General features: G+C 41.4%; 17 protein-coding genes. 10 read left to right on the top strand and 7 right to left on the bottom strand.

Features of this window, described 5'->3' with window-relative positions; translation table 11 throughout:
* Positions 1–201 precede the first annotated feature (201 nt).
* The 6 genes from murQ (at position 202) to glmS (ending at position 6,592) form a co-directional block, all read left to right on the top strand.
* Complete coding sequence (gene murQ / locus IAR63_RS03300) at positions 202–1,110, top strand: N-acetylmuramic acid 6-phosphate etherase (RefSeq protein ID WP_115539206.1); 909 nt, start codon at positions 202–204, stop codon at positions 1,108–1,110.
* 75 nt (positions 1,111–1,185) lie between these two features.
* Complete coding sequence (leuC, locus tag IAR63_RS03295) at positions 1,186–2,598, top strand: 3-isopropylmalate dehydratase large subunit (protein ID WP_057178515.1); 1,413 nt, start codon at positions 1,186–1,188, stop codon at positions 2,596–2,598.
* Positions 2,599–2,623: 25 nt separating this feature from the next.
* Positions 2,624–3,226, top strand: a complete 603-nt coding sequence (leuD, locus tag IAR63_RS03290; RefSeq protein WP_057178516.1) for a 3-isopropylmalate dehydratase small subunit — start codon at positions 2,624–2,626, stop codon at positions 3,224–3,226.
* 106 nt (positions 3,227–3,332) lie between these two features.
* Positions 3,333–3,533, top strand: a complete 201-nt coding sequence (locus IAR63_RS03285) for a photosystem I reaction center subunit IV (protein ID WP_006275840.1) — start codon at positions 3,333–3,335, stop codon at positions 3,531–3,533.
* A 266-nt stretch (positions 3,534–3,799) separates the two neighbouring features.
* Positions 3,800–4,633 carry a DNA-formamidopyrimidine glycosylase gene (locus IAR63_RS03280; RefSeq protein WP_187706582.1) on the top strand — a complete coding sequence of 278 codons (834 nt, stop codon included), beginning with the start codon at positions 3,800–3,802 and terminating at the stop codon, positions 4,631–4,633.
* 81 nt (positions 4,634–4,714) lie between these two features.
* Positions 4,715–6,592: a glutamine--fructose-6-phosphate transaminase (isomerizing) gene (gene glmS, locus IAR63_RS03275; protein WP_187706581.1), complete on the top strand. Its 1,878-nt coding sequence runs from the start codon at positions 4,715–4,717 to the stop codon at positions 6,590–6,592.
* A gap of 13 nt (positions 6,593–6,605) precedes the next feature.
* Here the strand turns inward: glmS and IAR63_RS03270 are convergent, their stop codons facing one another.
* From IAR63_RS03270 to cobU, 3 genes are all read right to left on the bottom strand, one after another.
* Entirely contained in the window at positions 6,606–7,361 is a 756-nt protein-coding gene (locus tag IAR63_RS03270) for an SIMPL domain-containing protein (protein WP_187706580.1), read from the bottom strand.
* A 66-nt stretch (positions 7,362–7,427) separates the two neighbouring features.
* Positions 7,428–7,841, bottom strand: coding sequence for a hypothetical protein (locus IAR63_RS03265; RefSeq protein WP_187707340.1), 414 nt, complete (start codon positions 7,839–7,841; stop codon positions 7,428–7,430).
* A gap of 56 nt (positions 7,842–7,897) precedes the next feature.
* On the bottom strand, positions 7,898–8,446 hold the full coding sequence (gene cobU / locus IAR63_RS03260) for a bifunctional adenosylcobinamide kinase/adenosylcobinamide-phosphate guanylyltransferase (RefSeq protein ID WP_187706579.1): 549 nt from the start codon (positions 8,444–8,446) through the stop codon (positions 7,898–7,900).
* 263 nt (positions 8,447–8,709) lie between these two features.
* Here cobU and IAR63_RS03255 point away from each other — a divergent pair, with 263 nt between their 5' ends.
* Entirely contained in the window at positions 8,710–9,483 is a 774-nt protein-coding gene (locus tag IAR63_RS03255; protein WP_187706578.1) for a hypothetical protein, read from the top strand.
* Positions 9,484–9,492: 9 nt separating this feature from the next.
* On the opposite strand, the gene IAR63_RS03250 is transcribed toward IAR63_RS03255, so the two are convergent.
* The 3 genes from IAR63_RS03250 to lipB form a co-directional block, all read right to left on the bottom strand.
* Positions 9,493–10,845, bottom strand: coding sequence for a DUF2330 domain-containing protein (locus tag IAR63_RS03250; RefSeq protein ID WP_407927168.1), 1,353 nt, complete (start codon positions 10,843–10,845; stop codon positions 9,493–9,495).
* A gap of 107 nt (positions 10,846–10,952) precedes the next feature.
* Positions 10,953–11,750 (bottom strand): RnfABCDGE type electron transport complex subunit D, encoded by a 798-nt coding sequence (locus IAR63_RS03245; RefSeq protein ID WP_187706577.1) that lies wholly within the window; start codon positions 11,748–11,750, stop codon positions 10,953–10,955.
* A 6-nt stretch (positions 11,751–11,756) separates the two neighbouring features.
* Positions 11,757–12,431 carry a lipoyl(octanoyl) transferase LipB gene (gene lipB / locus IAR63_RS03240; RefSeq protein WP_187706576.1) on the bottom strand — a complete coding sequence of 225 codons (675 nt, stop codon included), beginning with the start codon at positions 12,429–12,431 and terminating at the stop codon, positions 11,757–11,759.
* A 269-nt stretch (positions 12,432–12,700) separates the two neighbouring features.
* Between lipB and hpf the strand changes: the two genes are divergently transcribed.
* Entirely contained in the window at positions 12,701–13,327 is a 627-nt protein-coding gene (gene hpf / locus IAR63_RS03235; RefSeq protein WP_187706575.1) for a ribosome hibernation-promoting factor, HPF/YfiA family, read from the top strand.
* A 61-nt stretch (positions 13,328–13,388) separates the two neighbouring features.
* Here hpf and IAR63_RS03230 read toward each other — a convergent pair whose 3' ends face one another.
* Complete coding sequence (locus IAR63_RS03230; protein ID WP_057178524.1) at positions 13,389–13,850, bottom strand: peroxiredoxin; 462 nt, start codon at positions 13,848–13,850, stop codon at positions 13,389–13,391.
* A gap of 154 nt (positions 13,851–14,004) precedes the next feature.
* Between IAR63_RS03230 and IAR63_RS03225 the strand changes: the two genes are divergently transcribed.
* A complete protein-coding gene (locus IAR63_RS03225; RefSeq protein ID WP_187706574.1) occupies positions 14,005–15,132 on the top strand; it encodes an acyltransferase family protein in 1,128 nt (375 codons plus the stop codon).
* A gap of 29 nt (positions 15,133–15,161) precedes the next feature.
* On the top strand, positions 15,162–15,731 hold the full coding sequence (locus IAR63_RS03220; RefSeq protein ID WP_187706573.1) for a pentapeptide repeat-containing protein: 570 nt from the start codon (positions 15,162–15,164) through the stop codon (positions 15,729–15,731).
* The last annotated feature ends 2 nt before the right edge of the window (positions 15,732–15,733 follow it).

Below are 15,733 nucleotides of genomic sequence, written 5' to 3'. Positions count from 1 at the left end.
TGTTTTTTGAAGGACAAAGCCGTAACTAGGGGAATCCCTAGCATTTTTTTAATCCACTGTAAATTATCAAACTGTTATCTATGGTTCAGTTCTGTATGTTCAATCACAATTCGCCAATTTTTCTGTTTCTAGGAGGTTTTGAAAATTACCAATTCCGAGATATATATAGGAAATATATAATAGTACGTGATTGGGTAATAAATGACTAACTTACAAGAGCGCGGACATCTTTTAACAGAACAGATAAATCCTCATAGTTTAAACCTAGACCAACTTAATGCTCTGGAACTGGTAGAGTTATTCAACAGCGAAGATCAAAAAGCTTTATCTGCTATAGCTGGTGCTAAGATGGAGTTGGCAGCAGCTATTGAACAAATAGCCCCAAGGCTACATCAAGGGGGACGTTTGTTTTATATTGGTGCGGGTACAAGTGGGAGATTAGGGGTATTAGATGCGGCCGAGTGTCCACCCACTTTCTGTACATCTCCGGATTTGGTACAGGGGATTATTGCTGGTGGTGCGGGTGCTTTGTTACGCAGTTCCGAAGGTTTGGAAGATTTGGCAGAGGATGGGGAAAATGCTATCATTCAACATGAGGTAAATTGCCTCGATGTGGTGGTAGGTATCACTGCTGGAGGAACTACCCCCTATGTTCATGGTGCATTACATGGCGCACGTCAACGGGGTGCTTTAACAATTTTTATTGCCTGTGTTCCTGTACAACAGGTTCCGGTTGAAGCAGATGTGGATATTCGCCTATTAACTGGACCAGAAATTTTGGCTGGTTCAACCCGCTTAAAAGCTGGTACGGCTACCAAGTTGGCTTTGAATATACTTTCTACCGGTGTGATGGTCAAATTGGGCAAGGTCTATGGTAATCGCATGGTAGATGTCGCTGTTACTAATCAAAAACTACATGACCGCGCTTTAAGGATATTAGGAGATTTGACTGACCTAAATAGGGAAGCAGCTGAGACTTTACTAGAAAGAAGTGGTAAGTGGGTAAAACTGGCTTTGCTGATGCACTGGAAAGATTTGGATAGGGAGGAGGCTCAACAGCTACTAGCAGCACATAAAGGTAATTTACGTGCTGCTGTGAACAGTTTTTAAAATTCCAGTTTTCTGATATATCTGATATGATAGTGGGTTAGACTCCTTTTAAGTAGTAAATATAGCATTGAGTGTATGAGCAAGGGAACTCTATTTGACAAAGTTTGGGAAATTCACACCGTGGGCACACTTCCATCAGGACTCACCCAACTGTTTATCGGACTCCATCTTATCCATGAGGTTACCAGTCCCCAAGCCTTTGCTATGCTCAAGGAAAGGGGTCTCAAGGTATTGTTCCCACACCGAACTGTGGCTACGGTAGATCATATTGTCCCTACGGATAACCAAGTACGTCCTTTTGTGGACAATATGGCAGAAGAAATGATCCGGGCCTTGGAAAAAAATTGTCAAGAAAATGACATCACTTTTTATAATATCGGTTCGGGAAATCAGGGTATAGTCCATGTGATTGCACCAGAATTAGGATTGACACAACCAGGTATGACTATTGCCTGTGGAGATAGTCATACATCTAGTCATGGTGCCTTTGGAGCGATCGCTTTTGGAATTGGCACAAGTCAGGTGCGTGATGTTTTGGCTTCTCAAACTTTAGCGTTATCAAAACTCAAGGTGCGGAAAATCGAGGTGAATGGGAATCTTCTCCCAGGAGTTTATGCCAAGGATGTGATATTACATATTATTCGCACCCTGGGAGTAAAAGGTGGTGTGGGCTACGCCTACGAATATGCGGGAACCACCTTTGCCCAAATGAACATGGAAGAAAGAATGACCGTTTGTAATATGGCTATTGAGGGCGGTGCCAGGTGTGGATATGTAAATCCCGATGAAATTACTTATGAGTATTTAAAAAATAGAGACTTTGCTCCCCAAGGAGCAACCTGGGAAGAAGCCCTGGAGTGGTGGCAATCTCTACGGAGTGATGTGGATGCGGAATATGATGATGTGGTAGTATTTAATGCGGAAGATATTCCACCCACAGTCACCTGGGGAATTACACCTGGTCAGGGAATTGGGGTAGATGAAAAAGTACCCGCCGCCCAAGACCTACCAGAAGAAGATAGGTTTGTAGCGGAGGAAGCCTACCGTTATATGGATCTTTACCCTGGTCAACCCATTCAAGGAACAAAAATAGACGTTTGTTTTATTGGTAGTTGCACTAATGGACGCATCAGCGATTTGAGGGAAGCAGCTAAAATTGCCCAAGGTCGTCAAGTTGCACCGGGTATGAAGGCCTTCGTGGTTCCTGGATCGGAAAGGGTGAAAAAACAAGCTGAAGCTGAGGGTCTAGATCAAATCTTTATTCAAGCAGGTTTTGAATGGCGCGAACCAGGATGTTCCATGTGTTTGGCTATGAACCCTGACAAATTACAAGGAAGACAAATTAGCGCCTCCTCCTCTAATCGTAACTTTAAGGGTAGACAGGGTTCCGCTTCTGGTCGCACCCTGCTCATGAGTCCTGCTATGGTAGCAACGGCTGCTATTAAGGGTGAAGTTGCTGATGTGCGCGAACTTTTAACAGAAATGTAATTAAAGTTAATTAATGATCATAAACATGCTAAATCAAATTAACAAAATCAGCGATCGCGCCCTACCTTTAGTGGGAGACGATATTGACACAGATAGGATTATACCTGCCCGCTACCTAAAAGCCATCACCTTTGACGGTTTAGGGGAGGGAGCATTCATAGATGATCGAAAAGCCTTAAATGGTCAACATCCCTTTGATCTTCCCCAATATCAAGGGGCGAAAGTATTAATAGTCAACCGTAATTTTGGCTGTGGTTCATCCAGGGAACACGCCCCCCAAGCATTGGCTAAATGGGGTATTAGGGGGATTATTGGTGAAAGCTTTGCTGAAATCTTTTTTGGTAACTGTGTAGCTATGGGTATACCCTGCGTCACTGCTGAATCTGCCATAGTTAGACAACTACAAGAACTAGTTACTGCTGATCCTCAGGCATTGCTTACCATAGATGTGGAAAATTTGCAAGTACAAATTCATGATTTAACCCTACCCGTATTCATGGGTCAGGGAACAAAAACTGCCTTTGTGTCGGGAACCTGGGATGCTTGTGGACAGTTAGTAGCTAATGCGGTCCAGGTAACAGCGGTGGCAAGTCAGTTACCCTATATTGCCTGGGGATTTGCTAACTGAGTGCTATTAAGATTTCATTCAGATTCTTGACCATAGAACAAAAAGTTCTAAACTGAAAGGAAATAACCCTATTTGCTTTCAAGTGATCATTTAAAGGGAACATATCATGGTTCAACGCGGTTCTAAAGTTCGTGTCCTTCGTCCCGAGTCCTACTGGTTTCAAGAAGTAGGTACTGTTGCTTCCGTAGATAAAAGTGGCATTAAATATCCTGTGATTGTGCGTTTTCCTAATGTCAATTACAGTGGTGTGAATACCAATAATTTCGCTCTGAGTGAGTTATTGGAAGTACAACCACCCAGTAAATAAGACCACTGGCTGTAGGTATAAGCACTACTCATCAAACTTTATTCAGCTCCAGGTGTCTTGACCACGCCTCTAGGAATTTATTATTCTCTTAGTAATCCTCTAAATAAGTAATTAAGCAGTGCTAAACTTACTTGTTTGGAGGAAGGTCAAATTTGTTAACCTCAAGGAACTAAATTATTTGAGCTTGCAAACAGCAACTACCCAACTAAGTAGGGAGGCACAATCATAGTTATGTTCATCTTATATTTAATTCCACCCACCCACTTATGCCTGAATTGCCGGAAGTTGAAACAGTCCGCAGGGGTTTAAATCAATTAACCCTCCATCAACCGATTACTGGTGGAGATGTTTTGCTTACAAGCACTGTCGCTTATCCTTTTGCTGCTGACCAGTTTATTCGAGATCTTAAAGGTAACACCATTGAATCCTGGATCCGTTGCGGGAAATATCTGCTGGCTGAGCTTTCTTCTTCTGCTTGGTTGGGTGTACATTTGCGCATGACTGGACAATTGTTATGGTTAAATCAAGAGGAATCATTACATAAACACACCAGGGTAAGATTGTTTTTTGGCAAGGAGCAAGAACTACGGTTTGTAGACCAACGTACCTTTGGTAAAATGTGGTATGTGCCAAGTGGGGTAGTGAGGGAGGAAATCATAACAGGTTTAGGCAAACTAGCAATTGACCCCTTTGCTGTAGAGTTCACACCTGAATACTTGGCAACTAAACTGGCAAAGGTCCGTCGTCCCATTAAAACCGCCCTATTGGATCAGTCTATAGTAGCAGGTTTAGGAAATATTTATGCTGATGAAGCTTTATTTAAAAGTGGTATTTTACCAACTACTATCTCTACAAACATAGACAAAAAACAGATAAGGAGTTTAAGAATGGCCATAATTGAGGTTCTATCAGCTAGTATAGCTGCTGGTGGTACCACTTTTAGTAACTTTTTGAATGTCAAAGGTGTAAATGGCAATTATGGTGGTGAAGCTTGGGTATACAACCGAGCGGGAGATCCCTGCAAGGTTTGTGGTAGCATGATCCAAAGGACTAAACTGGGTGGGCGTTCTAGTCACTTTTGTCCTCAGTGTCAAAGTTAGACAGATTAGTTTATTATGGTTTATTATTAAGTTTCTTATAATTACCGCAATTGCATTAATATAACTGGAGTAGTATAAAAAATGTGTGGAATCGTTGGTTATATAGGCACTCAAACAGCAACGGAAATCCTACTATCTGGACTGGAAAAACTAGAGTATAGAGGCTATGATTCAGCTGGAATTGCCACAGTTGGAGAAGGTAATATTAATTGCGTGCGAGCCAAGGGCAAATTAGTAAATTTACGCTCCAAGCTAGAACAAATAGAAAACCCAGCTCAACTAGGTATAGGTCATACCCGCTGGGCAACCCATGGTAAACCTGAAGAATATAATGCCCACCCCCATCAAGATACTGCCCTACGCATTGCAGTGGTGCAAAATGGTATTATAGAAAACTACCGCGAACTGCGAGAATATTTAAAGGCTTTGGGTCATGAATTTCGTTCGGACACGGATACGGAGGTAATTCCCCATCTGTTTGCGGAGTGTTTAAAGCATGTTTTATCTAGTAATAGTTCCAATTCACCATTTTTAGATGCAGTGTTAGCAGCAGTGGGTAAATTAGAGGGTGCTTTTGCGATCGCTGCTATTTGTGCGGATTTTCCCGATGAGTTGATTGTGATTCGTCAACAGGCGCCCTTAGTTATAGGTTTTGGACAAGGGGAGTTTTTCTGTGCTTCCGACACCCCAGCAATAGTTCCCTATACCCGTGCGGTATTGACCCTAGAGAATGGAGAAATTGCCCGGTTAACTCCTTTAGGGGTTGAGGTTTATAATTTTGCTGGAAATAGATTAAAGAAACATCCTCGTACCCTGGATTGGAATCCTATCATGGTGGAGAAACAGGGTTTCAAGCATTTTATGCTCAAAGAAATATATGAGCAACCAGGGGTGGTGAGAACTTGCTTAGAGACCTATTTTCCCAATCACTACCACACACCGGTAAGCTTAGGACTGCGAGAAGAATTATATACAGATCTGGCACAAATTCAAATAGTTGCTTGCGGAACCAGTTGGCATGCAGCATTAGTTGGTAAATACCTATTAGAGCAGTTAGCAGAAATTCCTACCCAAGTACAATATGCTTCCGAATTTCGGTATGCACCATCACCATTAATGGCTAATACCCTAACCATTGGTGTGACTCAATCGGGAGAAACTGCTGACACCCTAGCAGCTTTAGCCATGGAAAAGGAACGGAGACTGGGTAAATCAGGGGGATATGAAGCTCGACTATTAGGGATTACCAACCGTCCGGAAAGCAGCTTGGGACAAATGGTGGGTAGTTTGATTAATACCCATGGAGGGATTGAAATTGGTGTAGCAGCGACTAAGACGTTTATTGCCCAGTTAATGGCTTTTTATGGTTTGGCCTTGGATTTGGCTTATCGTCGTCAGACTATTGGTTTACAAAGGATACAGGATATTATTACCGGGTTACGTCAATTACCTATAGAAATTGAAACCATTTTAGAAACCCAGGAAAAATATATTGAACAACTGGTGCATGATTTTTCGGAAACCCGGGATTTTATTTTTCTAGGGCGAGGTATTAATTTTCCTATTGCTTTGGAAGGCGCTTTAAAGTTAAAAGAGATTAGCTATATCCATGCTGAAGGATATCCCGCAGGAGAAATGAAACATGGACCAATTGCTCTGTTGGATTCTAAAGTCCCCGTAGTGGCGATCGCCATGGGTGGTAGTGTATATGAAAAGGTGATTTCCAATGCGCAAGAAGCAAAAGCAAGGGATTCCCGACTCATAGGGATAACTTCTGTCAATAATGGAGAAGCAGCAGAAATATTTAATGATTTCATCCCTGTTGCTAATGTGGAGGAGATTTTATCACCGATTTTGACCGTCATTCCCCTGCAATTGTTAGCCTATCACATTGCAGCGCGCAGGGGTTTAGATGTGGACCAACCTAGGAATTTGGCTAAATCCGTGACGGTGGAGTAACTCTTTATTTCTCCTATTTCATGCTGAAGGTAATAGACACCACCGCAGTGATGTCTTTATCAATGGAGGATGTATCATAAATTCCCACATCACTCACATCCGTAGAGTTACGAGCAGTGATTTGAAATACTCCTGTCTGCGCACTCCTCACGGAACCCACCTGACCACCAGCACTGTCAGCAATGGCTTTGGCCCTAGCTTGGGCATCTTTGGTAGCTTCGGCTACCATTTCCACTCGTAATTTACTTAATTGTGTATAGAGGTATTCTGGTGGTTGTACGGTGAGATTAATTCCCTCGTTAATTAATTCTGTAGACTTTTGAGATAATTGACTGTATTTATCCACATCCTGAGAGCGGATTTGTAGGTTTTGAGTTAACTTATGGGCTAGGATCCGACCTGTTTCTCTGCCATTTTCAGCAATTTCCGGAATTATCATCGTTTCTACGGGATTGGTGGTAATTGCTGCATCGGGAACACCGTTTTCTTTGAGATATGCTTGGACTCTTACGGTTTGATTTTTGAGATCTTTAAATGCTTCCTCTATGGTTGGTTTCTGACTAACTAGGGATAATCTTAAAACAATATAATCGGAGCGAATTGGGCGCTTGGCTGAACCAGTCACAATTAACACGTCGTTAGCTTTTTTAAAATCTAGAATTGCTCTGGAACCAATCCAAGTGCTGATGACCAAAGATAAAGAAATTAGGCCGAGCCCAGCTAGCAGCTGAGGAAAACTTTTGGCAGTGGTAGTTTCTGACTGTGTCACCGGTTTTCACTCTACTTTAACTATTGATGACTATTGAAAAAAAACCATTAAAAAACAATTTATCATTCAGCTATACAACAGGCGATCGCGGATAGATGTTAAATGTTCTTGGGTGTTAACCGGACATCTAGGTGCTGGTAAATCACTATTGGGCCAGGTGAGCATGTAGTAACAGGGACAGGAGTTTGATGGCAGTCCTATGGTCTTAATGGGGACTGGCATGGCACAGCGTCCACAGGGTAAGATTTCCCAGCTAGGTGTTAACAATTGGGCTATGGTTTCCTGGGTTCCCTCTAAATAACAATCGCGGGTTTCTAAGGATAGAATTTCTTGCCAACAGTTTTCAAACTCTTGACTATAGCGATCGCCTTTTAAAACGGTACTTGGTAAGAAGCTGTGATGGTTTTGACCAACTATAACCTTTTTACCTAATTGAAACCAGTGGGCCAGGTATTTTTTGACTTCTTGTTTGTTTGCCATAATCCCTATTTTAATCACTAATTCCGTAATTGAACTTGTCAATGTTGAATTCCTTCTTAAGATTTCACCTGTGGTAGAGCAACACCCAAAATACTCAAATTCAAAACATAACCTCCAGTCACCAGGTAGACCGTGTGAGAAATTCTCCCCAACTGACGTACCAACCCACCCAACCGATCCCGAAATTTACGCCCTGTGGGGTAAGCTGGGACCACACCCCAACCGGTTTCTTCTGCTACAAATAGCAAATCCCCATCTACCAAAGGTAGGTCTGCCAAAAATTCCTCCAGAGTTTTTTCCCAACTGAGATCATCCTGCTCTAAACAATTGGCCACCCAGGTACCCAGAGAATCAATTAAAATACAGGTGTCAGCTGTTTGATTCTTCAAACTCCCTGTCAGTTCCCTGGAAACACACATAGTTACCCAAGTTTTTGGACGACGTTGCTGATGTTTTTCAATGCGTTGTTGCCATTCCAGATCACGGGGATTCTCATTAGCAGTGGCTATATAAACTACCTTTTTCCCTGACTCGATGGCTAAATTTTCTGCCCATTCGCTTTTTCCTGAACGTGCTGGACCAGTAACTAGGATAATTTTTCCCATATTTGCCATTATATATTTGATTGCATGTTATTACAAAGAAAACTCAACCTAGGAGTCTTGGCGATTTAATTGATAAAGAATAAGAAAAAATTATATTTGGTGGCAAGCAAGATAAGTTTTTTTATGGTTGAAGGGGTGGAAATATGGTATTATAGTATGAGTGTCGAGTTATTTACAAGAAGGATGACTATAGCTATGTTGCTTAGACATCGTCCCTCCTTTCCTCCCGAAGCTAAATCGGCAGTCTCCAGGAGAGAAAAAAGATGAAACCAGGCTTAAAACGGATTGAGGCAACTTTACATGATTTAGGGATCCGTAATCCTGAGTCACCATCAGCAAAATCCCCAGCTAAAAAACGACCTTTCTCCTTTAGGGTTAGCCTGGGTAGCGATACTACCCAGTTAAACAACACCGGTCAAGAAACTGTTGATATAAACAGCAATAAAAAAATCAACTCCCAACTTCAAGAGCACATATCATCTTCAGTCCCAACCTTCCCTACCCAAGATATTGACAGCAAAACTCCGGACTTACCTAAATTCAAAACCCCTAGTTTTAGTAATCATAGACACAGTGCCAATCCTGGGTTTACAATCGGTCTTTTGCAAGAGATCCAACAAACCGTCATAGCTTGGCAGGGTGAGTTAGAAATAATTCTCCAGCAAATTCAAGATATTTACTTAGAAGGTCAGGTGATTAATGGTTGGCTAGAGTCCAATACCCAACCCCAGGAAACGGAAGGAACTGCAACCCTGCGTCATGGGGAAATTGAAGCTATTTTGGACTATGTACAGCAAATTTGTCAGTCAGGAGTGACAGTGGACCGATCATCTCGCACAGACTATCGTCTTTGTGGTGTGGATACTAATGGTCAACTTTGGTCACGTCCTTGTTCTGTAGAAGAAGTTCCTAGTCTTAGCATAGCTATAGCACGCTACCAAAAGTTACGCCATCTCCTGGGACGTAAACTCTATTTAGAGGGTCGTTTGACTAAGTTATCTGAAACACTGGTTGATTTGCAGGGCGGTTTAAAATAGGTGTTGAATCTAAAATCCTAACAACAGAGATATTTTTTCCCACCAGGAAGTATGGAAATCACCCACAGACAACCTCATTTTTTGACGGATGTCATCGATTTTCCAATTGGTTAATCTGGCTAAATTCTGCGCTTCTTGTTCAAACCTGCGGGGTAGGGAGGCCTTATATGTTTTCCCTGCAGAACATTCCAATTTGCCATTAAAGGGATGAGTTAAAACATAACGACCTTGAAATGACTCTTGGTTAGAAGTGGTTTGAAATATCAAATCTTCTGGGAATTTATCCCTGGTGTAGCGAACATGTAACCGGGTAATATAAGCATTAGTTTCTGAGGAAGCAAAACCAAAGTTGGGTGCAATACGATTGTAATTATTACCTCTTTCATCTAACCAAAACACTCCCGCTTGTTTTAGTTCTTCTAAATTGAGAGGTTCAGCGGAACAAGGATCGCAATTACCCATGTCCCACGCATATTCTAAAAAGGCGACTTTCCTGTCTTCTTGAAGGTAAGAATTTTGGAACATGGCTTTGTAAAAACTACCAAATTCATCTTTAATGAAAAGGGGGATATTAGTATCCGAAGGAATTTTTACTGTGCGGTAGTTAGTAACCTCTGCTTGTCCCTTGGGGGAGATGATATAAACAATTAAATCTTGTTCGGTAGTAGCATTAATCATTCCCAATCGAATGGGCAAAATAAACTTGGGGGACTCGTATGCAATTTGTAAAGGGCGCAAAAACTGATAACCAGATTGCTCAAACTTGTCCAAATTTACCTTGGCTACAAAGAATTTCATCCCGGAACGAACGTAGGGTTGCAGTAACCGATTTGCACCCCTAGGGATTTTGTAACCATTCCGATTTAACCAAGTTTCTAATCCATCTGACTCTTTCGCACTGAGAATCACAATATCATATTCGCCTACGTTAAATTGGGCTTCAATAGTTACCCCCAATGTGTTATCCCCTGGTATTTTCTCCATTGCGGGAGGTCGTGTTGACCTTGTCTCTGGTATTACACCTGATGAATCGTAATACCTCCTCCTACAAGGATCTTGATCAAAGTACTCCACTAATCGAGGAGCAGTAAAAGCATCTAACCGCTGAATGATTTTCGGGTCAGGTACGCGTACTTGGCGTTCTTGAATAATTGTGGGTACGGGAACAACTACGGCAAAATCTTTTATATCACCCTGAAAATCATTGGCCATTGTCAACACGGTTTTTGTGCCGTCCCTAGCTATAATTACTTGGGAAGCTTGATTGTATAATCTGGTATCAGCTTTGGCAACATAAAACCCACAAAAGGCCCAAGCTGTGGGAGCAAAGGAAATTAAGACCAAAATCGCCATTAATGGCATAAACAATATGAGTCTTGAGCAGTATCTGACGAAAAAGTTGAAACAAGTCTTGTTCATATTTTTGGTAGTTGCTAATTAGATGGGGAATTGGACTAGTACAAAACGTTCTATTTTTTATCCCCAATACCTGACCAAGAGAACTGAGGACTAAACCATAGTACATCAATAACCGTGGTCAAAGGCGCTAGACTAAACAAAGCCCAAAAGACTGCCGTAGGAAGGTAAAAATAATTACGCAAAATAAAAGTCACTAGGGCAATCAATGCAGACCAAAGGATGCGTCCAGTAGTAGTATTAGGTATAGAGCGAGGATCGGTGACCATGAACAAAGCAAATAGTAATAAAGATCCACTGGCCAACCGATGTAAATAAACATCGCAGGTCCAACCTAACCAAAGATTACGAAGAGCTTCCAATAGGGAATATACGCCCAAAAAAGCTGCTGTTGTATCCCAACGACCAACCTTGTTTAAAATCATACTTCCACCTCCCACAAACAACAGACCATACCACCACTCTTCCCCCCACTGACCAGGAGATACCCATGCATCAGAGGTGAGAGATAGGGCAGTAACAATACCGAAATTGGCGGGATTAAAGAAGTGTTTATCACGGACTTGAAAAACAAATTTGCTACCTATTGCTGTTGTAGCAGCTAAAACTATTGTTGTCCACTGGTCAGATCTCAGCAATAAACTAATTCCCAGGGAGGTAATTAGGGGACTGCGGATATTGATCTTTGTTGTTGGTAAAATGATGGAAGATAATATCCATTGGGTCAATAAGCAAGTGACTAGAGAAACTAAAATGAATTGTGGATGGAAGGTCCAATCTCTTGTGCTAATTCCTAAAATTAGGAATAGACCGAGAAACAGAATTTGGTAGTCTCGAACATCTTGCAGCATGGTGATCTAACAAATCTTCACATCCTGCAATTTTACCCCAAAAACCTTGGCAAAACACTCAGCTACCCGGGGACGTACTGCTAAACAGTCAATATCGGGAATCCACTCAGCTAAACTGGCAACCTTTTTATCTTTAATCCCACAAGGTACAATCTTTTCAAAACCTGTCATGTCAGGACAAACATTTAAAGCAAACCCGTGCATAGTTACCCAACGACTGACTTTAATCCCTATAGCAGCAACTTTTTTTCCTTCTACCCAAACACCCGTTAAACCGGAGATCCTTTCCCCTACTAAACCATAACTGGCTAAAACATCAATTAATACCTGCTCCAGTTGGCGCAAGTACCAATGTAGGTCTTGACTATAACGACGCAAGTTTAAAATCGGATACCCTACCAGTTGTCCTGGACAGTGGTAGGTCACTTCCCCACCTCTTTCTACTCGATGCACGTTATACTCACTTTTGTCAAGATCAAATTTGAGAAAGTTAGGATCTGCACCCTGTCCCAAGGTGTAGACTGGAGGGTGTTCTACCAGAATAATTACATCCTCTAAATCACTATTCTCAATCCGCTCCTGGAGTAACTGTCTTTGCCATACAAGAACATCAAGGTATGGTTTTAATCCCTCATTATACAATAAACAACGATGTGGGGAGATTGGCGAATTATCACTCATGACTAAATATAGACTATATAGACCTTTATAGGGCGATCGCTCTATTTACCAGCAGTCAGGACAAAAAAATGTCAAGTAATGCAAAGTATTTTAAAGTAAAGTCAACGAAGTAACTTTCTTACAGAAAAGGTGTTAACCTGAACATATAGAATATATAACCTCAAAGATGTTGGGAGGAATAATCGGCAATCAGCGTCTCTTATATGTGGGAGCGTAATTTTTGATCTCCACGATTTAAGAAAATAAACAAGTTTAGCGGGAGAGTTTACATGAACCTTGTCATTCACGGCAAAAATATTGAAATCACCGGTGCAATACGTGAGTATGTACATCAGAAAATTGAAAAAGCAGTTAGTCACTTTCAAAATATCACAAATCAGGTAGATATACACTTAAGTGTGGCTCGCAATCCCAGAATTAGCACCAAGCAAGCAGCAGAAGTAACAATTTACGCTAATGGTAGTGTGATTCGAGCGGAAGAGAGCAGTGAGAGTCTATATGCGAGTATAGATTTGGTAGCGGATAAAATAGCACGTCAGTTGCGTAAGTATAAAGAGAGAAGACAAGAGCATAAAACCCAGCCCATACCCACAAATGAAGCATTAGTTCCCGAACCAGTGACCGATTTAATAGCTGGTCGAACTCCTGAATTACCTGGTGAGGTAGTAAGAACCAAGTATTTTTCTATGCCACCTATGACAGTGGCCCAGGCGCAGGAACAGTTACAGTTGGTGGGACATGATTTTTACATGTTCCGCAATGCGGAGAGTGGAGAAATCAATGTGATCTATGAACGCAATCATGGCGGATATGGGGTAATTCAACCCCGTAACGGGAATGGACACACCAATGGTAAAACCGCTAGCACTTCTGAAAAGTCTAAAGTAGTGCACTAGGGAGAATTGTGGAGACTGGTGATAGGGTAAATAATTCACCCATCACCAATCAATATTATTGTTATATGGAAGAAAGCTGTTGGAGTTTTTTCAGGCTTTCTTGAACGTGACCGTTAAAGTTTAGCATAGAGTCAAACACATATTGCACAATGCCATTTTGATCGATGATATAGGTTACCCGACCAGGTATGAAACCAAAAGCAGTGGTTGCTCCGTATTGTTTTCTAACTTGATCGCCTGGATCGCTCAATAGGGTAAAAGGCAAATTGTATTTGGTTGCGAATCTTTGGTGAGACTCCCTAGAGTCACCACTGATACCGATGACCTCCGCGCCAGCAGTTTTAAATACTTCATATTGGTCTCGGAAGGCGCAAGATTCCGCAGTGCAACCGGGGGTGTCGTCCTTAGGGTAAAAATAGAGGACGACCACCTTTTTGCCGCGAAAATCTCTCAAGCTGATGGTAGAGCCATTTTGAGAAGTTAGACTAAATTCTGGTGCAGAATCCCCGATTTTGATGGACATATTTAAAAGTTAACTAGACTGATTAAAATTCTACAATATAATCTTCATAATCTTCCCGGTTTCTAACCGCTCATTAATGTCTACCCAAACCTACCCAGACCTTAACAATCTTGGTAGGTCGAACAGCAGCCAACCCCAAAATAATATAATCTCTATGCGTCTAATCTCTTTAGATGTTTTTCGTGGCTTGACAATTGCAATGATGATTATTGCTAATATGGCAGGTGTTGTACCAGACGTCTATCCTTTTCTTTCCCATGCACCATGGAACGGTTGTACGCCAACGGACTTGGTTTTTCCCTTTTTTTTATTTATTGTTGGGGTGGCTATGAGCTTCTCCCTATTTAAATATAGTTTGGAGAGTAAGTTAGATAATTTGGTTTATTTCAATTTGTGCCGTCGTGCAGTAATACTATTTACTTTAGGACTGCTACTAAACGGTTTTTGGAATCAAGGCGTTGGCAGTTTTGATTTACAAAGTTTACGAGTGATGGGGGTATTGCAAAGAATTGGTTTAGCCTACTTGTTTGCTTCTTTAATAGTTTTAAAATTACCAGAAAAAACTCAATGGGCATTAGCAGGAATACTGCTGATATTTTATTGGTTGACCATGATGTATATTCCTGTTCCTGATTATGGTGCGGGTATGCTCACCCAAGAGGGAAATTTCGGGGCGTTTATTGATAGATTAATTATTGCTAAACCCCATTTATATGCAGGAGATGGGTTTAACTTCAGGGGTGATCCAGAAGGGTTGTTTAGTACCATTCCCGCAATAGTCAATGTTCTCTTTGGGTATTTTGCCGGACAATGGATAAGAAAAAGCACCATTAACTCCCATACTAGTATGGATTTAGTCCTGTGGGGACTATGTAGTTTAGTCGTGGGTATGATTTGGGATGGTCTATTTCCCATTAATAAAAAACTCTGGACAAGTTCCTACGTTTTGTTTAGTACTGGTTGGGGGTTAGTTTTTTTGGCAGCGTGTTACGATCTAATAGAGGTGAGAAAAATTAAACGTTGGAGTAAAGGATTTGAAATTATTGGACTAAATGCGATCGCCCTGTTTGTTGCATCAGTTTTTCTCATTAAAGTCACCGTAAAATTGAAAATTGGTGAAGGAGAGAATACCATAAGCGTATACAATTGGATTTACCGCAATCTGTTTGCTTCCTGGGTAGGTAATACCAACGGCTCATTTTTATTTGCACTTGCTACCCTATCATTGTGGTACGGTTTAGCATTTTTCATGTATCGACAACGTTGGTTTATCAAAGTATAAGTAATACAGAATAAAATGGAGGTATGACCATGGAAGTTAAAGAACTACTAAATAGATACGCTAGGGGAGAAAGAAACTTCAATGGTATTTGCTTGCGAGCAGTCAATCTCAGGGGAGTTAATTTAGGTGGTATTGACTTTGCTAGAGCAGATCTAAGTTGGTCCGATCTGACGGGAATTTCCCTGAGTGGAGCGAATTTAAGCCAGGCTAATCTGCGAGGTGCAAAACTAGAAAATGCCCATTTATCGGAAGTAATTTTGTGTGGAGCTGATCTAACCCAGGCTGTACTAATCAATGCTCATTTAAATGAGTCCGATCTTAGTGGAGCATTACTAGTAGATGCCAATTTGTGTGATGCTGATTTACATCAAGCATCAATCACAGCTGCCAACTTACAAAGCGCCAAATTGAATGGCGCAAAAATGGGCGGTGTGCGGATGTGGAAAGCTGACCTACAAGGAGCGGATTTAACCGGTGCGGATTTAAGTGAAGCCAACATGTGTGAAGTGAACTTGTCCATGGCAAATTTAAGTGCTACGGACATGAGTGAAACTTTTTTAACCGGTGCGATTATGCCAGATGGTAGTCTTCACAGTTAGTC

The sequence above is a fragment of the Cylindrospermopsis curvispora GIHE-G1 genome, assembly GCF_014489415.1.
Classification (GTDB): Bacteria; Cyanobacteriota; Cyanobacteriia; order Cyanobacteriales; family Nostocaceae; genus Raphidiopsis; species Raphidiopsis curvispora_A.
Note: the sequence above shows the minus strand (reverse complement) of the source record. Positions and strands in the feature narration are given on the sequence as shown.